The sequence below is a fragment of the Parvularcula sp. LCG005 genome (assembly GCF_032930845.1).
Classification (GTDB): Bacteria; Pseudomonadota; Alphaproteobacteria; order Caulobacterales; family Parvularculaceae; genus Parvularcula.
Genome location: NZ_CP136758.1, coordinates 2,559,552 through 2,586,234 on the forward strand (window position 1 = coordinate 2,559,552; position 26,683 = coordinate 2,586,234).

Genomic DNA, 26,683 nt, shown 5'->3' on the forward strand with positions numbered 1-26,683 from the left:
GAGGGATACATGGAATTCGCCAAACAGTTTGCGCCACACTTGCCTCTGCTGAGGCGCTATGCGCGTGCGCTGACTGGCAGTCAGCAAAGCGGCGATGCGTATATCCGCGCTTCTTTGGAAGCGCTGGTTGCCGACCCATCGCAGGTCACCATGGATTTGGGGGCGCGCGTGGCGCTTTACAAATTCTTCCACACCATCTGGAATTCGACGGGCGCAACCATCATCGACATGAGTGCAGACCTGTCCGACAGCGCGACGGCCCGACTACAGTCGCTGGCCCCGCTACAGCGCCAGGCCTTCCTGCTGACATCCCTTGAAGGGTTCAAACGCAGCGAAGCGGCAACCATTCTTGGCCAGACCGAGAAGGAACTCGACAAGCTGATCGACCTCGCCCAGCGCGAAATCGAAGATGAACTGCGCACCAAAGTGCTCATCATTGAAGACGAAGCGATCATTGCGGCTGACCTTGAGCATATCGTCAAGGAAATGGGTCATGATGTTACCGGAAATGCTGTGACCCGTGATGAAGCGGTCAAGATGGCGCACGCCAATCCGCCAGGGCTGGTCCTCTGTGACATCCAGCTGGCCGATGATTCCTCGGGGATCGACGCGGCGCACGAAATTCTTTCGGCGTTCGACGTTCCTATCATTTTCATTACGGCCTTCCCGGAACGCCTGCTGACAGGCGAGCGTCCGGAACCCACTTTCCTGATTTCCAAGCCATTCCAGGACAACACGGTGAAAGCGGCGATCGCGCAAGCGCTCTTCTTCCATCCGTCCAAGGAATCAGTGGCCGCGTAAGACGACCAACTGACCAAACTCGAGGCCGTTGTGAAAGCAGCGGCCTTTTTTGTTGTGGCTAACACGCAACACATAAAAAGAACGCCGAAAAGTCAATATTATATAGGAACAGCTTGACACCGAGACCGTTTATTGGGTGGAGGCTCAAGATGAGAACTGTAGTTATTTCTACCGCCGTCGCCGTTGCTTCGATCGCCAGCGCTTCAGCGCTCGTCGATTTCGGATCTGCATTTGGCAGCACATCACAGTTTGTCAGCAAAGAAGACGCTACTCTTCACGCCCATCGCGCCTTCGATAAAATTGACGTCGACAGAAGCGGGTCAATCGACATTGACGAGTTCGCGGCCCAAGCCATTGTGTACGCAGAAATGGCCCGGAACCAGCGGACAGTCACGATTGACGGCAACATGGTTCACCGCATTGACCTTCCCGACGGCATTTCAGACAGACTGTCACCTCAGGAACGCACCTCCATCGATGCCCAGGCACGCCGTACGTTCTACGAAATTTCCCATCAGGGTCAGCCTCTTTCGAAAGCCGCCTGGCAAATGAGCCAGCAGCGCCAATTCGAACAGGCCGATCGCAACGCGAATGGACGCCTTGAAGGCCGCGAGCTGAACGCCTTCGCACGCAACGTGTCGCACGCCCGTTCCGCCTAAGCCTCTCTCTACGCCCCCTCAAAAAAACCGGTTGCTTTCCAGCGACCGGTTTTTTGCTGCAACCTGCACTCAATAGATTTCTGCAGGATCCAATCACTTTTGCCTTGTCCAAGAGTCCGCATCCGCGTTGCGATGCAGTGCGCCAAGGCGCATCAGCCGCGACCCTGCGCTCTGATCAGGATATGAATGGAAGGGGGATGGGTGGACACACGCGAGACGAAGAGCAGGACAGGTGTGGGAGCGGATCACTCAACACCTCGCGTGTGCCTTACACAATATACGCCTCGGCTCCACCAACGTTCCGTGTAAAGCGCGAATTTATTTGCAGCTTCTGCCGTCTCGTTTCGCCGAAACCCGCGCAACAAAAAAGCGCCCTCTGAGGGGCGCTTTTTCGTAAATCCTGCGATCAGGTCGTTAGACGCTCCGACCTCTCACAGCACGTGCAACGAATGTAATCACGAGCAGAGCGAGGAAGATGAAGAACAGGATCTGAGCGATACCAGCAGAAGCGCCGGCAATACCACCAAAGCCAAGTGCAGCAGCAATGATAGCGAGTACAAAGAATGCAATAGCCCAACCGAGCATAACGTATCTCCTTTTGAATATTCGGAGTGTTCCGATGCAAATTAAACGGCCGATGACGGACCAAGTTCCCTTGACATCATCTTTTTTACCGTGGTCCGCGTCTGAACAGGTGGGGCTCTACCGTCTCTTCGTCATCAGGATGGGCGGGAACCGATGACGGTGTTGCGCGTTTTCCTCGGGTGATTTGCATCATCAACAAACATTCAGGCTCTGTGCCTCCTGACGCGGAGACCGCCATCGTGCGTCTGCTCAACGATCTTGAGCAGCCTGCAGACATTCTGGTTTGCGACGGTGAGAATCTCAAAGCGCAGATTGCCGACGCCATTTCCCAACGGCCGGAGACGATGATCATCTGGGGTGGCGACGGCACCATTGCTTGCGCCCTCAACCAGGCCATCGGGACTGACACCGCCATTCTTCCCCTGCCCGGCGGGACGATGAACATGCTGCACCATTCCGTTCACCTCAGTGAAGCCGGATGGCAGGATATTCTCGCGCAAGCTCTTCTCCACGGCCATAAAGACCCCCTTTCAGCAGGCGTTGTGGATGGCAATCGGTTTTTTGTTGCTGCGCTGATCGGCAATCTTGCGCGTATGGCAGACCCTCGAGAGTCCTTAAGGCATGGCAATCTCATAGAAGCTGCCACTCAGTTTACGGATAGTCATGCCTTCGACACCTCGCAGCAGTTCCGCATGAAGATCAACGGCACTGAACAGGTCAAGGATGTCGTCGCCATTGGCAGCTTCGTCCCGCGCCATGATCGGGGCGAAGGGTTTGAGATCGGCACAATCATTCCTGAAACACCGCTTGGTATCATGCAGGCAGCTGCTGAAGCCGCACTGATGGGTTGGCGTGATGCACCGAGTATCAATTATGAACGGGCCGAGGGTTTTCAAATTTCTGCGACAGATCGGGAAGTCATTCCCTGCACCCTTGATGGTGAGAGAATGGATTTGTCTGCCACGATCGATATTACATTTGAGCGTGACGTCGTCAGTGTGATATCCGCCAGAAGATGACGCGCATTGTTCAACTCGCCGACCTCCATTTTGGCACGGAGGATGAGCACGCTCTGGCCGCGGCCAAGACTTATATCGAAAGCGGTACCGTCAGCGCCGTCATCATCTGCGGCGACCTCACCCAGCGCGGCAGCAAGGCAGAGTTTGAAGCCGCAGCCGAATGGATCGAGGCCCTCACCGTGCCGAAAATGTCGGTTCCTGGCAATCACGATACGCCCCTGCTGGACATTCACAAACGGGTGACAGCGCCCTTCAAGAGATACCGGAAATACGCCGGTAAATTCTCCGATAGCCTCACCATTGATCGCGTCATGGCGCTCGGTTTCAACACCTCGCGGGGCTGGCAGGCGCGTCGCAATTGGGCTGAGGGCAGCGTTCGTCTGGATGAAGTCAGTGAGCTGATTGAAAAACTGCCCGAGGACGAGACCACAGCGACGGCACTTGTCTGCCACCACCCTTTCGTCTCCCCACCAGGTGCGCCGCTTCACATCGCGACCCGGCGTGGCGCTCGTGCTTCAGCGCTCGTCGCCAACAGTCGCACGGAAATGGTGCTGACCGGGCATGTCCATGTGCCGACAGCGGAAGTTCGCGAAGCTGGAAATGGTGCTTTTCTGGCGATCACGGCAGGCACTTTGTCAACGCGGCTTCGCAAGGACCAGCCGCCCAGCTTCAATGTCATTGATATCGATGCGCACCAGATCCGCATCACCTGCATGATGATCACGCCGGAGGGTCTGGCAAAACGGGACCTTGGCACTTTTGAGCGGCAGCCGCTACAGGGCGCCATTTCGTGATGCCCAGCAAGCAATAAGGTTTCCGGTGGCCTTCAGGCATTCAGTCTACTGATGGAATCAAGACGCCGAGCTCCTTGCGTCATCCACCCCATTGCCGTTGGGCGAAGAGCCGTTCAGCATCTTCTGCGACAGGTCCAGCGACCGCAAATGCAGATAGTCCGTATCAAAATGAGCAAGGCGGGCCAGCCGGTCACCATCCGTGATGGCGATCCTGCTACGGACAATATCGATCAATCCCGCGCGGCGCATGGCAGACAGTGTTCGTGACACGTGGACCGGCGTCAGCCCAAGGGCATCGGCAAGGTCGACCCGTGTGATGGGCAGTTCGACATCATCCATCTCTTCACCATTTGCGCCGTTCAACCGGCGCTGCAGTTCCAGCAGCAGGTGTCCGATCCGCTCTCGCGCAGAACGACGACCAATCCGGACGATCTGTTCACGCAGAATACTTTCTTCCTGAACTGACGCCCACCAGAACGCCGCCGCCAGATCGGCCGAGCGGCGAAGCATACGTAGGAAAGAACGGGAGGGGACCTGCACCACTTCTGTCTTCACTACCGTCGTGACCGAGTGGTCCGCGGCGAGATTTCCCAGAGACTGCAGATCGAAGACGTCCCCCGGCAGCATGAAGTTGATAATCTGGCGTCGGCCATCATCGAGCATGCGGTAACGGAGGGCCCATCCACTCTGAAGGTAGAACACCGTTTCAGCGTTTTCACCGGCGCGGATAATATCCTGATGGGCCTCGTACGTGACAGGCTTCCCCGACAGATCAAACAAATGCTTCCATTCGTCATCGGGGAGCGAAACATATTGTGACAAGCGGTTTCTAAGCATCTGCATAGAATCCAAAACCCGCGGTGAATGTGAAAGTTCCCCAAGGTTCCCATTCGCTGAACAGCACAATCGGGCACGGGGATGGAACTTTGCCTGCGACACCACGTTCCTGACTGGAGAATTAATCGAGGAGGCTCAGATGAGCTCGAATGGAACGACTATGAATGCGTCAGACATCGACCCCGCGGCACCTGGAACTGAATACGATACGCTGAAGACGGACGTGGCTTCGCTGCGTGAGGATCTACGGGCCATCGCCGAAGATATTGGCAAGCTGGCTAAGTCGACCTCTGCGCACGGCGTGGATAAAGGCAAGGAATACGCGTCCATGGCCACTGATGAAGTGACCAAAGCGCGGACGGCCGCCGAAGAAAAGGTTCGTGAATATCCCCTCTCTTCAGTGGGCATCGCATTTGCGGTGGGCGCTCTCTTCGCAACTCTGCGCCAGAAATAACGACTGAACCTGTGGGAGCGGGATAATGGACAAAGCAAAAATGCGCCTGTTTGCTGGCGCCGGCGGTACCCTTTTCGGGTTCGCCGGCTTGGCCTCGCTGGGCGTTTCCCTGACGATCGTGCTTTCTTCTGCCGTCGGACTTGCCTTGGCGGTCACCATCATTGCAGTTGTTTTCCTCGCGATCGCATGTCTGTGCTTCTATCTGTTTCTGCTGCCCAACAAGTCGACAGAAGCGGAGCTCGACCAGCTGGAACATGCGGGCGCTGAAGCGCTTGCCGATCTCCCGATTGATACGCTCAAATATTTCGTTACGCGTCATCCCATCGCCTCAGCAGGCCTTGCAGCTGTCGTCGGCTATGCGCTGCTGCATGATTCCAAAGAAACCACCAACACGCTTCACCGGCTGGTCCAGCGATTCCTCTAATTGGGGCCAACAGGTCGACGTCACGATCATCATGCCTTATTTTCATTTTTATAAGGCATAGGCATCTGCGCACCGCCTGGCTGGATCTTGCAATCGCCCCGTGAGGTTATGTTGAGACTATTTCTTTTAGCAGCCTCTGCCGTCATCACTGGTGTGACAGCCAGCCGCAAAATTGCGGCGCAGAAGGTGGCAAAAAAGAAAACCGAAGTTGTCGACGAGGTGGCTGCACTGACCCGCCTCGAGATACAGCGTGAAGCCCATCACTACATCATGATCAGTTGTCGGCGTTACGCGATTGGCCTTCTGATCAAGATTGCCATCGTCTTCACGCTCGCCATGCTGCATCTTTACGCATTCATCGGCGACACGCCCTTCATCATCATTACGTCCGCCGTGCTCGCTTTTCTGCTCGCCCGTGATCTCATCAAAGGCTGGCCGACAATGAAACTCGGCATCGCCGAAATTCGAAAACACGGGCTGAGCGCCAAAACAATCGTCAGCGAAATGGTCGCGGCACAGGTTTTCGATCGCGTATTGCACGAAGCGTCCAACCAGAAATTAAGCACGATGCAGACATTCGGTCTGCATCTGGCCGGCGAGACCCAGGACGGGTTCAGCCGACAGGTCGCCACCGCCGTCTCCGACGTCGCCCGGGACACAAGCTGGCGCGACCTGCGTCCGTTCGTTGTGTGGGCGGTCATCAGCGTGGCGACACTCGGTATTTTTTACTCGGCCGTTATCGCGGTGGCTCTTCGGCTCAGCCAATAAGATATCCGACGACGAAAAAGGCCGCCTCCATGGAAGCGGCCTGAAACAGAATTATCGTCCCTATCTAATTATCCGTAGTGAGTATTCTAACCGATCAGCTCTGGCGCTTGATGGCGCGGCGGCGGATGGCGACACGGGCATCCCCCACAGCCTGACGAACACGGGCTTCAGCAATATCGCGCCGACCCTGTTTAATCATGTCATCGCGCGTCAGCATCTGTCCGATGGCAACCTTCGTCTGGCCCAGAACGCTCTTGGCCGCTCCTGTCAGATGTTCGATGTCCATGGCGTGTATTCCTTCTCTTGCCCCCTAGAAACCCCAGGCGCAGCCGGAAGTTCCTCTCAAATTTTCGGGGTCTGGCAAATTATTGCGCAACCAGATCGTTAGTCGACACGGCCCGCAATTGGTCCCCTGTTGAGAAGACTTTGGCGAAAATCCATTGATCAATTTCTCAACGGAATATCTCGGTTTTTAATGTTCGCCTAAAACCCGGCGAAATAGATTTCAGGCATATATTGGCGATTGAATATTCAATCACTACCAACCCGTGATTGGCGAAAATCTGAATGTCTGGCGTGGACCACGTTTAGTCGCGCCCCGGAGGAAACGATGTCGTCTACTGCTGCTACTCAACATCAGGATGAATTTCTGGCGCTCCGTGAGCGGTATATCGCCCAGATTGAAAAGACGATTCCGTTTCTTGAGCGGTGTGAGCAGTTCTTGGAAAAAAGCCGTCACGACAGCGCTGTTTTCGAAAAGCTCCAGCGCCTCGCCCATCGGATGGCTGGCTCTGGCGGCACCTATGGCTTTCCAAAAATAAGCGAAATGGCTCGTGCGGTGGAGATCGCTGTCAGCGGGTCGATTGAAAGCGACGAACAGAAGAGTGAGCTGCGGCAGAAACTGACCCTGCTCCTCGATAGCGTCAGTGATGCGCGTGCTCGTCTGTACCAGGAGCACCGGCTGACAACACGTCATCATCCCAATGTCAGCCCTGCGCGAACCGCTCCGGAATTGCCTCCCGTTGTGGCCAATCTGCCGCCCAAGGTCCTGGTTGTGGATGATGATCCGCTGATCTGTCACATTCTCGAAAATACGATCGGGACCCAAGCCATCCTGACCATCCATAACGATGGTGTGGACGTCATCAAGACAATCGAGCAGGAGCGCCCGTCGCTTGTCATTCTCGACGACGATCTGCCCTCGGTTCGCGGACTGGATGTTCTCGAGGAAATTCGGTCCCGGCCGGATATCAGCCAGACGCGCGTTGTCCTGCTGACCAGCAACGACACCCCTGATGCGATGCTGCGCGCCGTCAACGCCGCCGTACTCGACTATACGACAAAGCCATTTGATACGCATCGCTTCGCTGAGAAGATGAAATCGCTGATCGAGCGGTCGGACCGCCGCGTGCTGATTGTCGATGATGATGCGACAGTGACGGATCTGCTCTCGTGCTGGTTCGATCGCATCGGCATGGCAACGACCTGCGTTCCGGACGGCTTGTCCGCCCTCAGTGCCATCATGGAAGATCGTCCGAACCTGATCATTCTCGATCGGTCACTGCCCGGCATGGAGGGAAGTGCGATCCTTCAGAACCTGAAGAACAACCCGGTCTGGTCGAGTATTCCCGTCGTGATGCTGAGCGCCCGCAACGAGAAGGGTGAGGTATCCGACTGGATCAAGCGGGGGGCGATGGACTACATTCAGAAGCCCTTTGATCCGGATGACGTCGTCTTCCGCGGCCTACGCGCCATGGGCCTGAAGGATGCGGAGTGCAATCGCGTCCGCACACTGCTCGGCCTTTAGGGCAGCCATCGTTTAACGACGCTGCCCTGGCGCGTATCGGCGCATGGCAGTCGGAGCCGCTGGCGTCCGACGCGAAATTCCGGCACCCTTCCCTCCAGACGAGCTGGGAGGGAGAGCCTGCGTGGTCGATCAACGCCGATACAGCGCCTTTATCAGTTATGCCCATCATGACAGCCGGTGGGCCGAATGGCTGCACCACCGCCTTGAGACCTATCGCATTCCCAAAGGGGTGTATAATCAGGGGGGCGCCGTCGACGATGCCGGGCAGGCCCCGCATCCCTTGCGTCCGATCTTTCGAGATCGCGAAGAGCTGTCGGCCTCGACACAGCTGGGTGATGTCCTGCAATCCGCCCTGCGACAGTCAGACGCACTAATCATCATCTGTTCGCCCGCCTCGGCAAAATCCCATTGGGTCAACGAAGAGATCCGGTATTTCCGCAAGATCCACGGTCCAACCCGCCTGTTCGCGTTTATTGTTGAGGGCGAACCTTATGCTGGCGATGACACCGAGTGCTTTCCCGCCGCACTTCTCGAACCCGTAGAGGCAGGCGGACCATCGCTCGAACCGCTGGCCGCTGATGGCCGCCCGCAAGGCGACGGCAAGCGGCACGCCCTGCTGAAGCTTGTCGCGGGCCTGCTCGACGTCGGCCTTGATCGGCTGGTGCAGCGAGATGTGGTGCGACGGCAACGGCGCCTGCGAGCTATTACCGGTGCGTCGCTTACCGGCATGGTCGGAGCCCTCAGCCTTGCGCTGTATGCTGAGAATCAGCGGCGGATCGCTGTCGACCAGCGCGCCCTCGCCGTTCGCAACGAGAGAATGGCCGACGCCACCGTGGACTATCTCGTCGACACATTTGCGATCGCGAACCCAGCCACCGAGAATCCGAATACGATCACCGCCCGGACCATTCTCGAACGCGGCGCGGCGGGGATCGAAACAGAGCTGGCAGACGAGCCACAGATTCAGGCACGCCTCTACGGCGCCATCGGTCGGATCTATCGTAATCTAGGACTCTTCGATCAGTCGCAGAATATGCTGGAAGCCGGCTATGCGCGGCTGGACGGGATTTCGGAAAGCGCCGTCTCCAATCGTCTCGATCTGGCAGCCACCAAATTTCTGACGTCTGATTTTGACGCGGCCTTGTCGCTCACTGGCGAGGCATTGCAGCAACTGAAATCTGAAGAGAACCCTGCCGTCCCCCTCATGGCCTATGCCCATGAACTGCGCGGCAGTATCTTCAAGCTGCAACTGAAATTTGACGATGCGATCGCCCAGTATGAGACAGCCATGGCTCTTTATGCGCAGGCGGACGATGACCAGTTATCAGAAATTGCGCGCGTCAATGTAACATTGGGCGGTATGCTGACGCTTCTCGAGCGATATGACGAGGCTGATGAGCGGCTTACCGCGGCATATGATTATTATGCTGAGAAGTTTGGCGCCAATCACATAGATGCCGCCCGTGTGCTGAACAATCTTGCCTATCTGTCCATGATGTCCGGCGACCTCGCCACCGCTGATGAACGCAGCGCAAATGTCATTGCGGTCTATGAGCGCGTTCTTGATGACAGCCATCCGGATCTCGCGACGATCCGGCTCATGCGCGGCCAGATACTGGAAGCGGAGGGCGACCTGGCGGGTGCCGCCGGCGCCTTTCGCGCGGCCCTCAGCGCGTATGAGGCCGCCTATCCACAGGGGCATTATGAGACGGGCTTTGCCTGTGTCCACCTTGCGCTTGTGCTGTCTCAGCAGGGGCAGACCGATGAGGCGCTGGCACTGATGGACAGGGCATGGACGGAGTATGACGCGGGTTATGGCGGGTTACATGCCAATCACGGCGATCTGGAGGTCAATCGCGCGGTCATCCTCGCCCGAGCTGAGCGGGACGAGGATGCGGCGCAGGCTTGTCAGGAGGGCATGGGGATCCTGAACGAGACCTTAGGGCCCGAATCCCCGCCCACTCTTGCCCTGCGTGAACAATGCGTTGCGATCGGCGCGCTTCCGCCGCAGGCGGCGCTGGATTTACCGATTTCACCAAACTGATTTCGTGTGCTACGATCAATTTTTGGGTGGGGAATCTAACATGTTGGCATCGAAATACTTTTTGCGGGCGAGCCTCGCCTGCGCGGCCATGGCGCTGATGGCGAACGGCGCGGCATCGGCTGGGGTCATTACAACGACCTCTTTCTCAGGTACAGGTACAGCGTCTGACACGGGCGGCGAAAGCCAGACCCAGACCCTCACCTCTACGACCACCAATGCGAGTGTGGTGAAAAGAGATGGTCAGGGGGTTTCGGGCGCGAACATCACGTCTAATCTCGATCTGCTGCCTGACGGCACCATCAATTTCTCCAATTTTGTCGCGGGCGGCGGAATATCCTCCAGCGGAACCGCACAGACATCCATTCGCCAGGTGGTCACCAACGACACGGGTGTTGACCAGCAAATCGGCTTCAGTTCGCAGATCCTGGCAGGCGCGATCGGCATGTGGCTGGTCAACAGCAACACCTGCTTTATCGGTCAGGTGCAGTATTGTGAAGAGACTGATCCGCCCCCCGGCGCGAGCGACCCCACCACGCTCTACAATGTCGGCAGCCCGGCCTATGCCGGCCTGACCATCAAGGTGATGGCAGACGGCGTCGTCGTTTTCGACTTTGATATTTCCGTCAATCTCAGTCCACAGGGTGGCGGTCTGTCCAGCCTGTCAACGGACGTAGAAGACGGCAGTGTGCTGAACAATTTCGGCCGCCTTGGCGAAGAAGATGTCAACATGTCGGTGTTCTATGCGTGGGATGAGACAGACTTCTCTCTGGACATCGGCACGCTGGGCAGTGGCGACAACGTCATCCTTGATTTCGTTGTCGAGACGGCGTTCTCCAGCGACCCGGAGTGCAGCTATGAGACGACGTGTCTTGCCGCCCTTTCCGGTTTCGGAGATCCCATCGGCAGCGGCATGAGCACGCCGGTCGGTCGCTATTCACTGCGCAGCTTTGCGGTGGCCAGTGCGATGATCGCGCCTCCTGAAATTACGTTTACGCCGCTGGATGTCGGTCCCCCCGATGCGGTTCCACTCCCTGCCGGCGCTCTCCTCATGCTGACGGGCCTTGGCGGCTTTGGCGTAGCGCGTCGCCTGTCGGCCAAGCGCGCCGCTTAACCTGGCAGGTCCAGCGGCTTGTACTGATAGACACTGCGCCAGCCGGCGTTCTCTGACAGGGCAATGCTTGTGGCACGGACGATCAGTCGGCGCATGTCGCCGACGTCAGGATCGTCCTGCTCAAGCAGTCTCTGCAGAGCGGCCTCGGTCTGACGCAGTTCTGACGCCATTGAGGCAGACCGCTTTGCAATAGCGCCAAGCTCGCCCTGCACGCGGATACCGAAGAGTGCAGCACCAAAGGCGGGCAGGAAGCCCGTAAGGACCGTCACCCATCCTTTGACCGCCTTCTTCAGCTCATAGGCCCAATGCGCCCATTCCTGCTTCGACAGCACGACGAGGAGAAGATAGCCGACGCACACGGCCAAAGTGCCATAGAACGCATACTCGCCCAGCTTGTGCAGGCGATGTCCCAGATGATGTTTGTTCGACTCATTGCGGGTGTGATAGTCAATCTGTGGACGGATTTCTTTGTCGATGACCTCCTGGATAAGGTCTCGCTTGAACGCCGGCGTCAATGATGCCCCGGTCATGCCAAGCTCTCTCACGGTCGCACGGAAGTACCACCGGGTCCAATCGGTTTCCCCAGACCGTTGCCGGTCATGTCCTTCATCATGCGCGAAAGGCAGGGCGCCACCAGCAGCAAAGACGGAAACGTATCGGCGAAGCGATTCCGTAAGCTGGCGGTAATCGAGCCATTTTTCGTGCCAGCGCCCCTTCCGTCCCCTGACGGTTGTCATCAGGATAACGACAATGACGGCCAGCTCAAGGCTGATCCACAGGGTCTTGCCCATGCCCAGACCGACTTCAAGCAGGGCGAGGAAAACAGCAGCAGCGCTGAGGAAATAGTTACTGTAGTAGGAAGAGCGGTACACGTTGCCGTAACGGACAGCTGCTTCGTCTGCATGTTGATACCGATGATCCACCATGGCCGCAGCGCCGGTTTTCTCCGTGTCTTTGTGCGGCAGTGAATTGTCAGCAGCGCTTGGTTTGTGTTGCCTTGATTTGCCCCATTTTCCGACGAGGACCTTGTCGACAAAGCTGTGGAACGAGGGGGTCCAGCCGCCGCCTTTTTCCTCCTGCAGAAAACTCGAGAACCGGTCGGCAGCGTCTGGTGAAGCCTGGCCGTCTGTCTGCAGAACGAGGAGCGCGTCCAGAAGCGCTTCATAGCCATCGTCCGAATAGGGCGTTCGGTCCGCACCATCGAGAATGACCACGTCATCAGGTGTCTTCAGCGGAATCCAGACGACCGGTACGCCATCATCCCGTGCAGCCTCGACAATCATTTCTGTGCCGCCAAGACCGCGTGCCGCCTCTCCATCCCAGACCGAAATCATCACATCGGCATGACGCAAGGTGGCCAGCCCCGCCTCCAGATAGGCTTCATCCTCTGCCTGACCGTCACTGGCATGGGGGACCAGTTCAAGAACCGAATCAGCCCGCGCGATCAGACGATCAAATCTCGGACGGGTTGCGTCGGGGAAGCTCTGGGCCACTTTTGCCGCCGAAAAGGGTAGCGGCACCAAGAGCTTGTAGCCAAGCTCCAGCGCGACCTCAGCGGCCATGGCGTCGGTCCCATCGGCCACGGGACTGACAAAGTATAAAAGGGGCGGCTGATCGTCGTAACAGGTGTTTGTCCGGGCCAGATTTTCACAGACCGCCGCGGTCCGCGACAGGACATTCTGGATCTGGGAGCGGATCGCACCAGTATCGGCCTCATCCAGTCGTCCCTGACGATGGCCGGTCACCCCTACGCGAAGGGCCAGACGAGGTTTCAGATTTTCAACGGTCATGGCGCCCCCCAACATCTGCGTTGGCGTGGTCATAGCGGGCTTCGGGCCCGAGTGCAGCCCACGATTGCGGCCCGTAAGGCCCGCCCCACCGCCGCATAAACCTTGAACAGCGTACCCCCTCGCCAAGGGCCGCTTTTTCCGCTAGGGGCGGCCGATTGAATTCCCCCGTGTCCTCAGGACACCGGCCCGCAGCGACCGTTCGCGCAGGCCCATTCGCTTCTGGAAAGCCCCGAATGACCACAACGTCTACAGCTACGGGCCTGTCGCCCGCCCTCGCCCGCACGCTGGCCGCAAAAGGCTATGACAACCTCACCGAAGTTCAGGACGCCATGCTGGCCTCCGAACTGGAGGGTCGCGACCTTCTCGTGTCGGCCCAGACGGGCTCTGGCAAGACCGTCGCCTTTGGCCTCGCCATTGGCAATGACCTTCTCCAGTCTGAAGAACGCCTTCCCCGCGCCGGCGCGCCCCTGGCGCTCGTCGTGGCCCCGACCCGGGAATTGGCGCTGCAGGTCGCCCGGGAACTTGAATGGCTGTACGCCGAGGCCGGCGCCCTCGTCGCGACCTGTGTCGGCGGCATGGATATGCGGACCGAGCGTCAGGCGCTGGGTCGTGGTGCCCATATCGTTGTGGGCACGCCTGGGCGGCTCGTTGATCACATCACCCGCAACTCGCTGAAGACAGACGATCTGCGCGCTGTCGTCCTCGATGAAGCGGATGAGATGCTGAATCTAGGCTTCCGTGAGGAGCTCGAAGCCATTCTGGAAGCGTGCCCGGACGATCGCCGCACCCTGATGTTCTCGGCAACCGTGGCAGGCGGCATCGGCAAGCTGGCCGCGCGATACCAGAACGATGCGCTGCGCATCTCGGCCAGCGGTCCGACACGCCAGCATGACGACATCACCTACCGGGGGATGATCACGGCCCAGCACGATTCGGAACGCGCGATCATCAATACGCTGCGCTTCTTCGAAGCCGACAATGCGATCGTGTTCTGTTCGACCCGTGCTGCGGTATCGCGCCTGACCAGCCGCCTGGCCAATCGCGGCTTTTCTGTCGTCGCCATTTCCGGTGAGTTGAACCAGAATGAACGCAGCAACGCCCTGCAGGCCATGCGCGACGGCCGCGCCCGCGTCTGCGTGGCGACCGATGTCGCGGCTCGCGGTATCGACCTTCCCGGCCTCGAACTCGTCATTCATGCGGACCTGCCCAAAAACCGCGAAGGCCTGCTTCACCGGTCGGGTCGGACCGGTCGTGCCGGGCAAAAGGGTACCAGTGTCCTGATCGTGCCGCCGCGCGCCCAGCGCCGGATTGAGCGCCTCTTGGCCGAAGCCAAGGTCAAAGCCGAATGGTCTTCTCCGCCGAGTGCCGATGATGTGCGCGCGAAAGACGATGAACGCCTGCTGGCTGATCCGCTGTTGACGGAAGCCGCCGAGATCACAGATCTGGCTCGTCAGATTGCGCAGGAATATTCGGCTGAACATCTCGCCGCGGCACTCGTCCGTATGCGCCGCGAAGGCCGCTCCGCCCCTGAAGAGCTGTCGGATGTCCAGATTACCGATGCCCCGCGGGAACGCGCGCCGCGCGATGAAATTTCAAATTCCGCCTGGGTCGTTCTTTCTGTTGGCCGTTCAAAACGCGCCGAGCCCCGCTGGCTTCTGCCCATGCTGTGCAAGGCTGGACCGATGAAGAAAAGCGCCATTGGCGCCATCCGCGTGCAGGAGGAAGAGACCTACGTGCAGCTGGATGCTGATGCGGCCACAGAGTTTCTGGAACGCATCGGTATTGCTGGCCGCCTCGAGGACGGTATCAATGTACGCCTGGCCGATGGCCCACCCAACGCCGAAAGCTACGGCCAGCGTCCACCGCGCCAGGAACGCCCGGCAAAGCCGCACCCGAAGACCGGCACGCGGGACAAGGCAAAATTCCGTAAGCGCGATGACGACAGTGCTCGCCCTGAACGGGCCGAGCGCAACGAGCAGTGGACACCGGAGGGCGAAGCCCCCTCCTATCGCAAGAAGCCCAAGGGAAAATACGTGCCGAAAGGCGGTTCATCCGCCCCAGGACGGAAGCCCGCCGATCGGCCCGATCGTAAACCGCAGGCCGACAGCGGCAGCTCGCAAAAATTCAAACGCATCAAGAAAAAAGCCAAATAAAAAAGGGCGGCTCCGAGAGCCGCCCTTTCGCATACAAGACAGGCGATTATCCGCCGCTTTTTCTAGGCACCGTGGTGAATGGCGCCGATGCGCTTCTTACGACGCTGGACCAACCAGCCTGCAGCGAAGACCTGCGCAAAAAGAAGCGCGGCGCCCGGTAACGGGACCGAGCCGATCGTCATGTTGATCTGGTCACTCGGCAACAGCCACGTGTAGGTGCCAGGGGTCAGGCCAAGGCTCGCGAACGTGGCCCCCATGAAGGTGGTGACGCCGGTCATCATGGAACCTGACGCATAGCCTTCGGCAAGGAAGAAAACGCCAGCAGCACCGGCAAGGCTGAAGCCCTCGGTGCCGGTCACCGCCAACTGATTGAACTGGAAGGTGTTGGTACCAGATCCGAAACTCGCAGGTCCGGTTATCGTATAGGCCACGCTATCAATGGATGTACCTGACGTGACCACTGTTAGGGCGAGTGACGCGCTGGAAGGGTTCAAGCCTGAAAAGTTGCCGGCGAAGGAGGCGAGCCCAATCATATTTGCGTCAGTCAGATCAATCGAGCCTGAGTAGGAGATCGTCACTCCCGACGCATTCTCGACCATCACTATATTCAACGCCGCATGGGCGTTTGATATAAGGCCAGTCAGCATAGCCAGGCCTGCAATTAGTCGTTTTCTGAACATTTCTGCCCCCCTGAAAAAGTTCGGCGCCCAACACAACATTTCGGCACCAAGAGCAGATTTTCACGAATACGAAAAATTAGCAATCTGTTCTTCCAAGAACACACGCGTGCGTTGCATCTGCCTTAGACAGAAGTCTTGGATCGATTAGAAGGACGTCGCTTGATGATCAATTTCAGAGGCGCAGTTGGCATACGGCGAACTTGGCCGCGACAGAGGTCGACAGCCAGTCTTCAAGCCATGATGGCATCGCGCGCCAAGGGGGCCGTACGATGGATACGTCTAAAATACTGAGATTTGTATATGAGTGGTGCCCAGAAGAGGACTCGAACCTCCACACCCTTACGAGTACCAGCACCTGAAGCTGGCGCGTCTACCAATTCCGCCATCTGGGCTTAGCGATCAGCCCGAAGGCACGCCAAGAGAGCGGGGGAATAATCCGCCTGCGCGTGCCTGTCAAACAGAACTTGAATGAAACTGCCCAGATCCTCATGTTTTTCTGATGCCGTCCGGTTTGGGCGGCTGAGACAGGGGAAAGGCGGGAGTAATGCACGAGATTCTGGCGACACTGGGCGCAGCACTGATGGGCGTTCTGGCGCCTGCCGCGCCGCAGAACCCACAGGACGTTCTGGCCCACGAGATTACAGCCGTTCAGACGGGGAGCGGTGTGGTGGGCCTCGCCGGTGCGGTGATGCAGGACGGGCGGCTGGTGGCGATGGCCGCAAGCGGTGAGCGGGCGCTTGGCTCGGGCGAGCCGGTTTCGGCCGAAGGCCCATGGCATGTCGGCTCCCTCACCAAATCCATGACGGCCGTGATGATCGCCACCATGGTCGAGGACGGCCTTCTCACATGGGACACGACGCTGGCCGACATTTATGGCACCGATATTGATCCCTCCTGGCACGCCGTGACGATGACCGACCTCCTCACCCATCGCAGCGGCGCCGGGGGTTCAATCCCCGTCGGGATGATGCTGGCGCCCCGCCCAACCTCGCGGGAGGATGTATCAGCCCAGCGTCAGGACATTGTTCGCAGCGTGCTGAACAAGCCCGCACCCGGTCAGCGCGGCACATTCACCTATTCGAATATGGGCGTCATCATCGCCGGCGCCGTAACTGAGAAAATTGCAGGGCACCCCTGGGAAGATGAGATGGAAAGCCGAGTGTTCCGTCCGCTGGGCCTGCAGGGCGGCTTTGGGGCACCGATGGGCGACGACGCGCCCCGCGGCCACCGCCGCACACTGTTCATGCGCCGTGCGATCAATCCAACCACACCGGGGTCGGACAATCCCCCGTTTCTGGGGCCCGCGGGCACTGTCCATATGCCGCTGCCGGACCTTGTGGCCTATGGCCAGTTCCACCTGAGCGAACAGCCTGGAATACTCAGCAGGGAGACGCTCGACCAGCTGCACCAAGCCGTTCCCGATACCGGGCAGAAGCCCGTGCACTACGCCTATGGCTGGGTTGTCGAGGCGGATGGTCACGACATCGGCGCGGGGCCAGTCATCTGGCACAACGGCTCCAACACCATGTGGTATGCGTTGCTGATCCTGTTTCCCGAACGCGACACGGTCATGGCCTTTACGGCGAATGAGATGACCGACGACCTGCAGGGTCATCTGTTCGACATCGCTGAAACCATGGCAAAAACGCTGGATATGTCCGAACCGGCCCCATCGACACAGGCAGAGAATTAGGGCCAAACACGGCCTTTGCGATGTTCACGCCTGAGGAGGCCGATATGGCAGCTGTGCCGCCCGTCCGAAACACGCTGCAGGAAGCGTTCTTCGCCGCAGCGCTCGCTGTCCTCGTGTTTTATATCCTCTGGGTGGCGCAGGGTGTTCTGGTCCCCCTCGTCACCGCCATCTTCCTCGCCTTTCTCATCATGTCCGTGAAAGGCGCGATCGAGCGCATCCCGGTGATCGGCCGCCGCCTGCCCAATCCGCTTCGCTATATTCTGTCCTTCGGCGTGATCGCGCTCACCGTCGTCGTCCTTGCCCTGATTGTCCGGGACAATATTGGCGCGGTGCTGGACAAGGCCCCTGAATATCAGCAGCGGTTCAAGGATCTGGCCGCGACTATGGTGGAGCGGGCGGAAGGCCTCCCGCTGATTCCCGAAGATGCGCTGGAAGCCGCCGCCAGCATTATTGAAGGGTTCGGCAGCGGCATCATGGCGGATGAAACCGCCCTCGCCCCCGAGGCGGCCAATGCCGCGGACGAGCTGCGGCGGGCCGCGTTCTCCTTCGCGCGCGGGGCCGTGGCCAGCATCACAGGCTCCGTCGGCAGCCTCATCGGCGCCCTGGTGACAACTTTTCTCTACACGGCCTTTCTGCTGATAGAGCAGGGCCGGTTCATCAAGAAGCTGAACCTCATCTGGCTGAGCGATAACAAGGCTCAGCACCATCAGGCCGAGCATGTGCTGAACGACATTGGCCGACTGGTCGGCAAGTACATCTCCATCAAGACGTTCATCGCCCTGATCGTGGCGAGCATTTCCTTTGTCATCATGACCTGGCGCCAGACGGATTTTGCCGGGTTCTGGGCGCTGCTGATCTTTGCCTTCGGCTTTGTGCCGATTGTCGGCGCCATTCTGGCGATCGCCCTGCCAACCATTCTGACCCTCGTGCAGCCGGACCATGGCGGCTTCGTCAGTGCGTTGATCACCCTGATCCTCCTGACGGGGGCGGAACAGACGGTCAGCTCGTTCATCGAGCCGCGCCTGCTGGGCCGGTCTCTCAACCTGTCGCCGCTGATCATCCTGCTGTCGCTGGCGACGTGGGGCACGCTGTGGGGTTTCCCCGGCATGCTCCTCTGTGTGCCGATGACCGTGGCCGCGCTGATCATCCTGTCGCAGTTCGAAGCAACGCGGCCCATTGCGATCATGCTGTCGGACAACGGCAAGATCGGCCCGCTCGAACGGGGACACACCGATGCGGATGAGCGGGCGCCCGTTGCGCCTGTGATCTAGGCGGCAAGCAACTCCGCGAGCGCGCGGGCCTCTGCTTCACGGCCAGAGCCCCGGCGCCAAGCAAGGCCCAGGTCACGCGACGGCTCTCCCCCAGCGGCGTTCCGTACAGGGATCGTGACGAGCCCGACAGCCTCCGCCAGCCCCTGATCGACCGCCATTTTTGGCAACAGCGTTGTCCCCAGTCCCGACCGCACCATCTGCGCCAGCGTAAACAGGCTCGTTGCGCCGAAGGCATCCGCCGCGTCCCGCTGCTGCAGACTGCAGGCGTCGAGCGCATGATCGCGCAGACAGTGCCCGTCTTCCAGCAGAAGCAGGTTCTGATCGACCAGAATGTCCGACGAGATAACCGATTTCCTGGCCATCGGATGATCCGGCGCGCACGCAAACAGGAACGGATCTTCGCCAAAGATGAGCGTATCAAGGCCCGTTGTTTCCACGGGCATGGCGAGAACGGCAATATCGATACGCCCCGCCTTGAGCCCGTCGACCAGCTGGTCGGTCAGCTCCTCCCGCAGGAACAGGCGCAGGTCCGGATAGTGCTGGTCGAGCTTGGGCATGAGATGCGGCAACAGGAACGGACCGATGGTCGGGATCAGCCCCATGCGCAGATCACCGGTCAGGGGCGGCCGGGCTTCGGCGGCTCGGACCATGTCCTGCGCCAGCCCGAGGATTTCTTCCGCCCGCCGGGCCATCTGTTCCCCCAAGGGGGTCAGACGGAACTGTCGTGAGGTCCGGTCGACCAGCGCGCGATCAACGACGCCTTCCAGTTCCTTGATCCCCGCAGACAGGGTGGACTGGGACACACAGCATTCTTCAGCCGCCCGGCTGAACGATTCATTGCGGACGAGGCTGTCAAAAAATTGCAGTTGGCGAAGCGTAGGCAGGATCATGCTTATCGACTTTCTCGATACTAATATGCCGAATAATCTATTTGCTTGTACAAAGGCAAGGGACCATATCGCTACTGACGAGGGAACGCCCCCGTCCCCTTACAACTGATTTTTGATGGAGATTCCTATGCTCGGTATTGGCGATAAACTGCCTGACTTCAAAGTCGTCGGCGTGAAGCCCGGCTTCAACCAGATCGAAGAAGGCGGCGAGAGCGCGTTCGAGGACCTGACCCAGGACAGCTTCGAGGGCAAATGGAAGGTCATCTATTTCTACCCGAAAGACTTCACATTTGTCTGCCCAACTGAGATTGCCGAGTTCGGCCGTCTCGCCAAAGAATTCGAAGACCGTGACACGATCGTCATGGGCGGTTCAACGGACAACGAATTCTGTAAACTCGCATGGCGCCGCGACCATCCGGATCTCGACAAACACCCAGCCTGGCAGTTCGCTGACAGCACCGGTTCGCTCGTCGATGGCCTTGGAATCCGCTCGCCAGAAGGCGTTGCGCTGCGTGCGACATTCGTCGTCGACCCGCACAATGTCATCCAGCACGTTTATGTAAATAATTTGTCGGTGGGCCGGAACCCACAGGACACGCTGCGAGTTGTAGATGCATTACAGACTGACGAGCTGTGCCCCTGCAACCGCCCCGTTGGCGGGGACACCCTCTAAAGCGGCTGTAACGCCTGACGATCTGCTGCCATCCCATTCCGGCAGATCCGACTAGAAACGCTGGGGGTTGCACCCCTCCCATTGCCCTTCAAAGTGCAACTCCCAGCGTTTCCACCTTCCCTCATTTTTATTCTGGCCTCATCCCCTGATGTCCAATGGCATCGGATCTACGGCCTGTGGCTTTTCTTAGGAGAACATCATGTCGATCGACGCTTTGCGCGAACACCTTCCCGACTATGCCAAGGATATCCGTTTGAACCTTGGCAGCCTCGCTGGCGAAACAGTCCTGAATGACCAGCAGAAATGGGGCACGTTCCTGTCCTGTGCCATTGCGACCCACAATCCGGCGATCATCAAACCGATCGCTGATGAAGTGGCCGGAAAGCTGTCTCCAGAAGGCATCCAAGCCGCCAAAGCGGCAGCGACCATCATGGGCATGAACAATGTCTATTATCGTTTCACCCACATGGTCAGCGACAAGAATTACGCAACGATGCCCGCCAAGCTGCGGATGCAGGTGATTGCTAATCCCGGCGTCGACAAGCTCGATTTCGAGCTGTGGTGTCTCGCCGTCTCAGCGATCAATGGTTGCGGCATGTGCGTCGACAGCCATGAAGGCGTCGTCAGAAAAGGCGGCATGACCAGTGAGATGGTTCAGACTGCAGTGCGTATCGCCGCCGTGGTCCGCGCCGCCTCCGTGGCGCTCGACAGCGAAGCAGCGCTCGCCTGAGCCATCGTCTGACCCCTGCCATATAAAAAGTGCGCCCGGGCAATTGGGCGCATTTTTTTATGGATCGAACTTCACCATCTCGTCCGCAATCTTCTGTGCAAGATCGATAGGCATGGCGCCAAGGATGGGTCCCGCACGGTCCGGCGCCATCGCCAGCAGGATCGCCGCTGACCGCTCCTGCGGCAGACGGGCAAGTGTTGCGGCGGCCCGATCCGTTTCCATCGCGCTGTAAAGCTGGGAGAGCTTCCGGATACTGACCTTCTGGTGCTCAAGCTGCCGCTCCCTCTCTGCGAGTTCTTCCGCCTTTCGGGCGGTCTCAGCGGCTGCGCGCTCCGCCGCCAATCTTTGCGCTTCCATTTCCTTCTCGCGCTCATAGAGCCCCCGCTCCCATTCATCGAGCTCGTCAAATGTCTGATTGACGTCCAGTTTCACAGGCGGGGGCGGCGGCGTCTGAGACAGCAGGTCGTCCAGTTGCACAACCTTCTCCCCCGCTCTTGCAGCCACACTGATGGAAAAGAGGACCATCAGAACAGGGAGTATCCGAGCTTTCTGCATTCTATTCGCTCCCAACCGCCCGCAGGAACGGATTATTGGCATCGGCCACATCATCGCCATTCAGCGTGCGCGGTGTGGCTGAATTGCGGACGCGGTTCAGGGTCGTCATCCTGGTCAGGGAATTCACCTTGTTGGCGATCTCCACACCCTTGGAAAGCGCGCGAAGCTGGATCTGGGATTTATCCGTCAGGCTCGCAAGCCGATCCGCAACGTCTTCTGACGATTTGATTGACTGTGAAATCTTTTCCTTGGCCTGGTGCACCTGCCCGTCAAGCGTACCCAGAATATCCTCTGCCTGCTGCCGATAGGTGGCCACGCTCTCCAGCGTTTCATTCAGGTCGTCGACCGCGGTCCGAGCGGAACTGGCAATCTCACTCGCCGCCTGTTTGGAGGCGTTGATTGCGTCACTGAGGTTGACAATAGCGGCGCCAAGGCCGCCCTTCAAATCCTGCAATGATCTCAATCGTCGATTGAGCTGCCAGCAATAAAGCATCGCCGCCCCTGAAATCATTACCAGCAACAGGTCGAGTGTCACATCGATTGGCGTCATGGGTATGCCCCCCTTGTCTTGCGTCAGGTCATCAGAAAGTCAGTAATCAGAACAGAGGACACGACCCCTTCACCGAACAGGGCCGTCGCTTCGTCCATCAGTCGTTGGCGCAGGGCCTCAAGTCCACCCGGCCCACCAAGTGTCTGGGGTGGTACGTCTCGAATTGCCGATGTGAAGGCATCACGCAGGCGCAGCGCCACTTCCTCTGTGTCTTCCATGTGCCCTTCCACCGCGATCGCTGCGCGCAATCTGGGCGGGCGGCGAGCACTGCCCCCCGTCTGGGTCAGCGACACCACAATCGGCTCAAGCGTCAGGAGAACTGAATCACCGCCATGGGCATCTCCCTTTTTCTTTTTACCGTGGCCGTCCTTTTCCGTTGATGCCCCGCCACCGTCATGCAACTCAGCCGCAGCGCCGCCCGAGGCGGCATCGCCGAAAGGATCAACATAGGAAATGCCGAAGGCCACGCCGCCAGCGATGACCGCCGGCAGGATCATGGCCAACAGGCCGCCCCCCTTTTTTGCGGGCTGGGCATCAGCCTCTGCTTCTTCTGCCATTCATAACCCTCCTTGAACGCTCCCGATTCCAGACAGAATATCCACAATCCCTGATCGTATATTCTTCTTTTTACAACCACAGGTAAAGGCTCTGTTAACGGTTCGGCCATTAATGCTGATGGCGCGTTAATTCTTTCCGGGGCAGTCCATGGCGTTTCTTGATACCCTCAAATCCCTCTCCCTCACGAAGAAGCTGATGGCGGCCGGCGCGATCGGGGCCGTTCTGCTGGCGATGAGTGCGCTGGTTCAAACCGCGTCCAAGCCGCCCATGGCGCTTCTCTATGCAGGTGTGGATGCAGGGGCCGCCGCAGAGATCGTCACCACACTTGATGCAGAAAACGTCATTTATGAAATTGACGGTGAACGGATCTATGTCGAGGCGCCAGAGCGGGATCGCCTCCGTCTGACCCTGGCACGGGAGGGGCTGCCCAAGCAGTCAGTCGCTGGATACGAACTGCTCGATGAACTCAGCGGCTTCTCAACCACGTCTGACATGTTCACCGCCGCCTACTGGCGCGCCAAGGAAGGGGAACTGACCCGCACCATTCTGACTATTCCGGGGGTGCGCGCCGCAAGAGTTCACATCGGTGCGGACGAACGAACCGCATTTTCGCACAACCGAACACCGCGCACAGCGTCGGTCACCGTCACGGCGCCGGGGGGCCTGTCCTCGTCGCAGGTCAAAGCCATTCAGCATCTGGTAGCGCTGTCCGTATCCAACCTGCGGCCCGACAGCGTTGCCGTCGTCGAAACGCAGATGGGTCTTCTGTCCGACAGTGGCGGTGATGCAGCCGCGGCCGCCAGCATGGACGAGGACAAGCGGGCGCGGTCCCTTGAACAGGAACTCACCCGCCTTCTTGAAGCCCGAGTGGGCCGAGGCCGGGCGCGCGTCTCCGTCGCCATGAGGCTGAGCCGTGAACGTGAGGCCATCAGTGAACAGATCATTGATCCGGATACCGCTGTCGTTACCAACCGGACAACCAGCGAAAGCCGAGAAACGGAATCGGGCACCGATAAGAATGTGACCGTGGCCAGCGAACTTCCCGACGGGGACGTTGCGGCAGGCGAGTCCAACGCAGAGCGGACCGAGAGCCGCGAAGAAGTCTCCTATGCCATGACAACGCGCGATCGCACGGTCGAGCGCCTGCCGGGCCAGATCGAGAGATTGACCATCGCTGTGCTCATCGATGGTGTACCAGCCGCCGAGGACGGGGCCGATCCTGAGCCCCGGACGGCCGAGGAACTCGCCGCATTGCAGGAGCTGGTAGAGGTTGCCGCCGGCGTCGATCCGGCACGGGGCGACCGCGTCACCGTCCAGTCGCTGAATTTCGACCAGCCCGCCACGACCGATCTTGTGGAAGCCGACAGCGCGACCAACCCGATTGCCGGCATGGAATCGAAGCTCTGGCAGGTCGGCCAGTTGGCCTTTCTGGGTATCGTTGCACTTGTTTTGGGGCTGTTCGTCGTCAAGCCCATCCTCACTCAGGGCTCATCCGGTGCGGCCGCCAGTGCAGCGGGCGGCACACTGATGATTGATGATCCGATTACCATGCTGCGCGTCACCTCCGACGAGGAACCCGACGCCGCGGCCGCACTGTTGAATGCTTGGCTAGAGGAGGATGAAGCCGCATGAGCCAACCTACAATCAAGGGAGATGACGCCCTGCCCCCCGCACTTCAGGGGCTGCCCCTGACGCTTGTCATTCGCGTCGGGACGGCCAGGCGAACGGTCAGTGATCTGATGGCCCTCCAGGAAGGGAGCCTGATCGTGCTGGATGCCCGCATCGATGATCCTGTTGAGATCTGCATCGAGGACCGGGTAATCGCACGAGGCGATCTGATCGAAGCAGAAGATGGCAACGGCCTTGCCGTGCGCCTGACAGAAATGAGCCAGCCCGAGGCGTCATGACCCAGTTTCGGCGATACGCACTGCTACCCCTCGCGATTGTCGGATCACTGATCGGGATGGCGCACGCCCAGACCGGGACGGGTACGGAGGAGCTGGCGGCCTTTCTTGAGGGCTCGACATCACTTCGCGGTGCCCTCATCCCGCTCTTTCTGTCGGTAACGGTCCTCAGTCTCGCGCCAGGACTGGCGATGATGGTCACCTGCTTTCCCTTCATGGCCATCGTCTTCTCATTCCTGCGACAGGCGATCGGTCTGCAGCATGCACCGCCGGCCATGATGCTGACCAGCCTTGCGCTGTTCCTGACCGTTTTCGTGATGCAGCCCGTCTTCGCCGATGCGTGGCAGGCCGGTATCGAACCTTATCTGGATGGCAGAATGACCGAAGTCGAAGGTTTCGTCGCTGTGTCCGAGCCGCTGCGCGCCTTCATGCTGACACGGACGGAACCGGACACGGTGATGCGCCTGGCCGACGCCGCCAACATGACCATCGACAGCAGCGCGACTGCCCCCATGCGCCTTCTCATCCCCTCCTTCATGCTCACGGAGATCACTCGGGCTTTTCAGATCGGCTTTGCGATCTTCCTGCCCTTTCTGGTGATCGACCTCGTCGTTGCGTCAGTCCTGATGGCCATGGGCATGATGATGGTTCCACCAGCAGTCGTGTCCCTCCCCTTCAAACTCGCATTCTTTGTTCTGGCTGACGGGTGGGTCAAACTCACCGAAGCCCTTTTGAGAGGATATCTGCAGTGAGCTCATCGGTTCCCGCCCGCCTGGGCCGGCGCGATGCCGCCCCCGCCTCAACGGTTACATTGTCGCCGACAGAGCGCGTCGCCGTCATCCTGTCGCTACTGGAGCCCGAACAGGCCAAGTCGCTGACCGAACACTATTCATCGGCCACCATCGATCGGATCATCGCATCCTATGAACGCATGCGGAACGTGCCAAAACCCGTCCTTCTGCAGACGATTGCCAGCTTCATCACCGAGGTGCGTAGCAAGAGCCCGAAAGTCTACGGTGGTGCGAGCGAGGCGGCCCGTCTGGCAGAGGCTATTGCGCGGGCAGATGCTGAAAGCAGCGAGATGGCCGCCGGAACCGGCTTGGATGGTCGCGAAGAGGGCGGCTCCCTGTCGGAGGGTGCAACGGCCGAGCAGGTTTTCCACTATCTGGAGAGTATGGATCCGGCGATACTGGCGCGGCTTTTGTCGCACGAACGCGCATCGGTTGTCGCGGCTATCATCGGGCGGCTGTCTGAAGACTTGGGCGGCAAACTCATGAGTGCCCTGAGCAATGAAAAGGCCATTGCCGTCACAGCACAGATTGCCCAGGGCGCACCGGTCGCAAAATCAGTCATGGACGCGATCACGGAATCCCTACGGAGGCACGCCAGCACCGCCGAAGAGGGCGACGTGAGCACGGATCAATATGATCCCCTGCCCCGCCTGACGGCGATTCTCAACCGCTGCCCTGCATCCCGCCAGCAGACCGTACTAGATCCGCTCCGGGCTCAGGCGGCGGAACATGCCGAAGCTATTGAACAGGGACTTTTGCGATTTGGTACGTTGCATGAACGCCTGCCGCGCAATGCAGCCCCCATCCTGTTCAGGGAGATGGAGGAAGCGACGCTTCATATTGCTGTGCGGTTCGGAACGGAGAATGCCAAGGAGACGGTAGAATTTCTCTACGGCAACATTTCGCAGCGCCTTGCCGAACAGATCCGAGAGCGGATCAATGCTCTTCCCATGCCGAGTGAGGCGGAGGGTGAGGCCGCGCAAGCCGAGGTGATTGCCACCTTGCTGTCCTGGGCTGAGGAGGGACGCTTCACGATGCAATGATGAGAACAGTGGCTTCATCATCAATTCAGCATCCAAAAAGCCGACCCCGCGGGCTCGGCTTTTGTCTGGGCAACTCAAATATCAAACGACCGTCGACCG

General features: G+C 59.2%; 28 protein-coding genes and 1 tRNA gene. 19 read left to right on the forward strand and 10 right to left on the reverse strand.

Annotation, left to right across the window (positions count from 1 at the left end; genetic code table 11):
* Positions 1 to 9 precede the first annotated feature (9 nt).
* Entirely contained in the window at positions 10 to 801 is a 792-nt protein-coding gene (locus RUI03_RS12185) for a response regulator (protein WP_317287742.1), read from the forward strand.
* Between the two features lie 149 nt (positions 802 to 950).
* A complete protein-coding gene (locus RUI03_RS12190) occupies positions 951 to 1,460 on the forward strand; it encodes a hypothetical protein (RefSeq protein ID WP_317287743.1) in 510 nt (169 codons plus the stop codon).
* A 414-nt stretch (positions 1,461 to 1,874) separates the two neighbouring features.
* Here the strand turns inward: RUI03_RS12190 and RUI03_RS12195 are convergent, their stop codons facing one another.
* Positions 1,875 to 2,045 carry a DUF1328 domain-containing protein gene (locus tag RUI03_RS12195; RefSeq protein WP_317287744.1) on the reverse strand — a complete coding sequence of 57 codons (171 nt, stop codon included), beginning with the start codon at positions 2,043 to 2,045 and terminating at the stop codon, positions 1,875 to 1,877.
* A gap of 179 nt (positions 2,046 to 2,224) precedes the next feature.
* Between RUI03_RS12195 and RUI03_RS12200 the strand changes: the two genes are divergently transcribed.
* Both RUI03_RS12200 and RUI03_RS12205 read left to right on the forward strand, forming a co-directional pair.
* Complete coding sequence (locus RUI03_RS12200) at positions 2,225 to 3,064, forward strand: diacylglycerol/lipid kinase family protein (RefSeq protein ID WP_317287745.1); 840 nt, start codon at positions 2,225 to 2,227, stop codon at positions 3,062 to 3,064.
* Complete coding sequence (locus tag RUI03_RS12205) at positions 3,061 to 3,858, forward strand: metallophosphoesterase (protein WP_317287746.1); 798 nt, start codon at positions 3,061 to 3,063, stop codon at positions 3,856 to 3,858. The genes RUI03_RS12200 and RUI03_RS12205 overlap by 4 nt, the downstream gene beginning before the upstream one ends.
* 57 nt (positions 3,859 to 3,915) lie before the next feature.
* Here the strand turns inward: RUI03_RS12205 and RUI03_RS12210 are convergent, their stop codons facing one another.
* Positions 3,916 to 4,680 carry a Crp/Fnr family transcriptional regulator gene (locus tag RUI03_RS12210; RefSeq protein ID WP_317287747.1) on the reverse strand — a complete coding sequence of 255 codons (765 nt, stop codon included), beginning with the start codon at positions 4,678 to 4,680 and terminating at the stop codon, positions 3,916 to 3,918.
* A gap of 154 nt (positions 4,681 to 4,834) precedes the next feature.
* On the opposite strand from RUI03_RS12210, the gene RUI03_RS12215 reads away from it, so the two are divergent.
* The 3 genes from RUI03_RS12215 to RUI03_RS12225 all read left to right on the forward strand — a co-directional run bounded on the left by RUI03_RS12215 (position 4,835) and on the right by RUI03_RS12225 (position 6,341).
* Positions 4,835 to 5,149, forward strand: coding sequence for a hypothetical protein (locus RUI03_RS12215; RefSeq protein WP_317287748.1), 315 nt, complete (start codon positions 4,835 to 4,837; stop codon positions 5,147 to 5,149).
* Between the two features lie 25 nt (positions 5,150 to 5,174).
* Positions 5,175 to 5,573 carry a hypothetical protein gene (locus tag RUI03_RS12220; protein WP_317287749.1) on the forward strand — a complete coding sequence of 133 codons (399 nt, stop codon included), beginning with the start codon at positions 5,175 to 5,177 and terminating at the stop codon, positions 5,571 to 5,573.
* A gap of 108 nt (positions 5,574 to 5,681) precedes the next feature.
* Positions 5,682 to 6,341, forward strand: coding sequence for a hypothetical protein (locus RUI03_RS12225; RefSeq protein ID WP_317287750.1), 660 nt, complete (start codon positions 5,682 to 5,684; stop codon positions 6,339 to 6,341).
* A 94-nt stretch (positions 6,342 to 6,435) separates the two neighbouring features.
* Here the strand turns inward: RUI03_RS12225 and RUI03_RS12230 are convergent, their stop codons facing one another.
* On the reverse strand, positions 6,436 to 6,627 hold the full coding sequence (locus tag RUI03_RS12230; protein ID WP_317287751.1) for a hypothetical protein: 192 nt from the start codon (positions 6,625 to 6,627) through the stop codon (positions 6,436 to 6,438).
* 324 nt (positions 6,628 to 6,951) lie between these two features.
* On the opposite strand from RUI03_RS12230, the gene RUI03_RS12235 reads away from it, so the two are divergent.
* The 3 genes from RUI03_RS12235 (at position 6,952) to RUI03_RS12245 (ending at position 11,303) form a co-directional block, all read left to right on the forward strand.
* Entirely contained in the window at positions 6,952 to 8,148 is a 1,197-nt protein-coding gene (locus RUI03_RS12235; protein ID WP_317287752.1) for a response regulator, read from the forward strand.
* A gap of 121 nt (positions 8,149 to 8,269) precedes the next feature.
* Positions 8,270 to 10,192, forward strand: coding sequence for a toll/interleukin-1 receptor domain-containing protein (locus tag RUI03_RS12240; RefSeq protein WP_317287753.1), 1,923 nt, complete (start codon positions 8,270 to 8,272; stop codon positions 10,190 to 10,192).
* Positions 10,193 to 10,232: 40 nt separating this feature from the next.
* Positions 10,233 to 11,303, forward strand: coding sequence for a VPLPA-CTERM sorting domain-containing protein (locus tag RUI03_RS12245; RefSeq protein ID WP_317287754.1), 1,071 nt, complete (start codon positions 10,233 to 10,235; stop codon positions 11,301 to 11,303).
* Here the strand turns inward: RUI03_RS12245 and RUI03_RS12250 are convergent.
* Positions 11,300 to 13,093 (reverse strand): hypothetical protein, encoded by a 1,794-nt coding sequence (locus tag RUI03_RS12250; RefSeq protein WP_317287755.1) that lies wholly within the window; start codon positions 13,091 to 13,093, stop codon positions 11,300 to 11,302. The two genes, RUI03_RS12245 and RUI03_RS12250, sit on opposite strands and share 4 nt — an antisense overlap.
* Before the next feature lie 233 nt (positions 13,094 to 13,326).
* On the opposite strand from RUI03_RS12250, the gene RUI03_RS12255 reads away from it, so the two are divergent.
* A complete protein-coding gene (locus RUI03_RS12255) occupies positions 13,327 to 15,246 on the forward strand; it encodes a DEAD/DEAH box helicase (RefSeq protein WP_317287756.1) in 1,920 nt (639 codons plus the stop codon).
* A gap of 62 nt (positions 15,247 to 15,308) precedes the next feature.
* On the opposite strand, the gene RUI03_RS12260 is transcribed toward RUI03_RS12255, so the two are convergent.
* Together RUI03_RS12260 and RUI03_RS12265 are read right to left on the reverse strand one after the other, a co-directional pair.
* On the reverse strand, positions 15,309 to 15,926 hold the full coding sequence (locus RUI03_RS12260; protein WP_317287757.1) for a hypothetical protein: 618 nt from the start codon (positions 15,924 to 15,926) through the stop codon (positions 15,309 to 15,311).
* Positions 15,927 to 16,231: 305 nt separating this feature from the next.
* Positions 16,232 to 16,318 (reverse strand) — tRNA-Leu (locus tag RUI03_RS12265).
* Between the two features lie 152 nt (positions 16,319 to 16,470).
* Here RUI03_RS12265 and RUI03_RS12270 point away from each other — a divergent pair.
* Together RUI03_RS12270 and RUI03_RS12275 are read left to right on the forward strand one after the other, a co-directional pair.
* Positions 16,471 to 17,619 carry a serine hydrolase domain-containing protein gene (locus RUI03_RS12270; protein WP_317287758.1) on the forward strand — a complete coding sequence of 383 codons (1,149 nt, stop codon included), beginning with the start codon at positions 16,471 to 16,473 and terminating at the stop codon, positions 17,617 to 17,619.
* 44 nt (positions 17,620 to 17,663) lie between these two features.
* Entirely contained in the window at positions 17,664 to 18,890 is a 1,227-nt protein-coding gene (locus RUI03_RS12275) for an AI-2E family transporter (RefSeq protein ID WP_317287759.1), read from the forward strand.
* Here RUI03_RS12275 and RUI03_RS12280 read toward each other — a convergent pair.
* Entirely contained in the window at positions 18,887 to 19,780 is an 894-nt protein-coding gene (locus RUI03_RS12280; protein WP_317287760.1) for a hydrogen peroxide-inducible genes activator, read from the reverse strand. The two genes, RUI03_RS12275 and RUI03_RS12280, sit on opposite strands and share 4 nt — an antisense overlap.
* Positions 19,781 to 19,907: 127 nt before the next feature.
* Between RUI03_RS12280 and RUI03_RS12285 the strand changes: the two genes are divergently transcribed.
* Positions 19,908 to 20,453 (forward strand): peroxiredoxin, encoded by a 546-nt coding sequence (locus RUI03_RS12285; RefSeq protein ID WP_317287761.1) that lies wholly within the window; start codon positions 19,908 to 19,910, stop codon positions 20,451 to 20,453.
* 199 nt (positions 20,454 to 20,652) lie between these two features.
* Complete coding sequence (locus tag RUI03_RS12290; protein WP_317287762.1) at positions 20,653 to 21,183, forward strand: carboxymuconolactone decarboxylase family protein; 531 nt, start codon at positions 20,653 to 20,655, stop codon at positions 21,181 to 21,183.
* A gap of 57 nt (positions 21,184 to 21,240) precedes the next feature.
* On the opposite strand, the gene RUI03_RS12295 is transcribed toward RUI03_RS12290, so the two are convergent.
* Genes RUI03_RS12295 through fliL form a run of 3 tightly spaced genes read right to left on the reverse strand, consistent with a single transcriptional unit; the run spans position 21,241 to position 22,845 of the window.
* The gene (locus RUI03_RS12295; RefSeq protein ID WP_317287763.1) at positions 21,241 to 21,738 is read right to left on the reverse strand and encodes a magnesium transporter MgtE N-terminal domain-containing protein; all 498 of its coding nucleotides are present in this window, start codon (positions 21,736 to 21,738) and stop codon (positions 21,241 to 21,243) included.
* Position 21,739: 1 nt separating this feature from the next.
* Positions 21,740 to 22,288, reverse strand: coding sequence for a hypothetical protein (locus RUI03_RS12300; protein WP_317287764.1), 549 nt, complete (start codon positions 22,286 to 22,288; stop codon positions 21,740 to 21,742).
* 23 nt (positions 22,289 to 22,311) lie between these two features.
* The gene (gene fliL, locus RUI03_RS12305; protein ID WP_317287765.1) at positions 22,312 to 22,845 is read right to left on the reverse strand and encodes a flagellar basal body-associated FliL family protein; all 534 of its coding nucleotides are present in this window, start codon (positions 22,843 to 22,845) and stop codon (positions 22,312 to 22,314) included.
* A 148-nt stretch (positions 22,846 to 22,993) separates the two neighbouring features.
* Here fliL and fliF point away from each other — a divergent pair, with 148 nt between their 5' ends.
* The 4 genes from fliF to RUI03_RS12325 are packed head-to-tail and all read left to right on the forward strand — an operon-like array spanning position 22,994 to position 26,584.
* On the forward strand, positions 22,994 to 24,478 hold the full coding sequence (gene fliF, locus RUI03_RS12310; RefSeq protein WP_317287766.1) for a flagellar basal-body MS-ring/collar protein FliF: 1,485 nt from the start codon (positions 22,994 to 22,996) through the stop codon (positions 24,476 to 24,478).
* Positions 24,475 to 24,753, forward strand: a complete 279-nt coding sequence (locus tag RUI03_RS12315; protein WP_317287767.1) for a FliM/FliN family flagellar motor switch protein — start codon at positions 24,475 to 24,477, stop codon at positions 24,751 to 24,753. Before fliF ends, RUI03_RS12315 begins: the two co-directional genes overlap by 4 nt.
* Positions 24,750 to 25,502 (forward strand): flagellar type III secretion system pore protein FliP, encoded by a 753-nt coding sequence (gene fliP, locus RUI03_RS12320; protein WP_317287768.1) that lies wholly within the window; start codon positions 24,750 to 24,752, stop codon positions 25,500 to 25,502. The genes RUI03_RS12315 and fliP overlap by 4 nt, the downstream gene beginning before the upstream one ends.
* Complete coding sequence (locus tag RUI03_RS12325) at positions 25,499 to 26,584, forward strand: FliG C-terminal domain-containing protein (RefSeq protein ID WP_317287769.1); 1,086 nt, start codon at positions 25,499 to 25,501, stop codon at positions 26,582 to 26,584. Before fliP ends, RUI03_RS12325 begins: the two co-directional genes overlap by 4 nt.
* Positions 26,585 to 26,683: the final 99 nt, after the last annotated feature.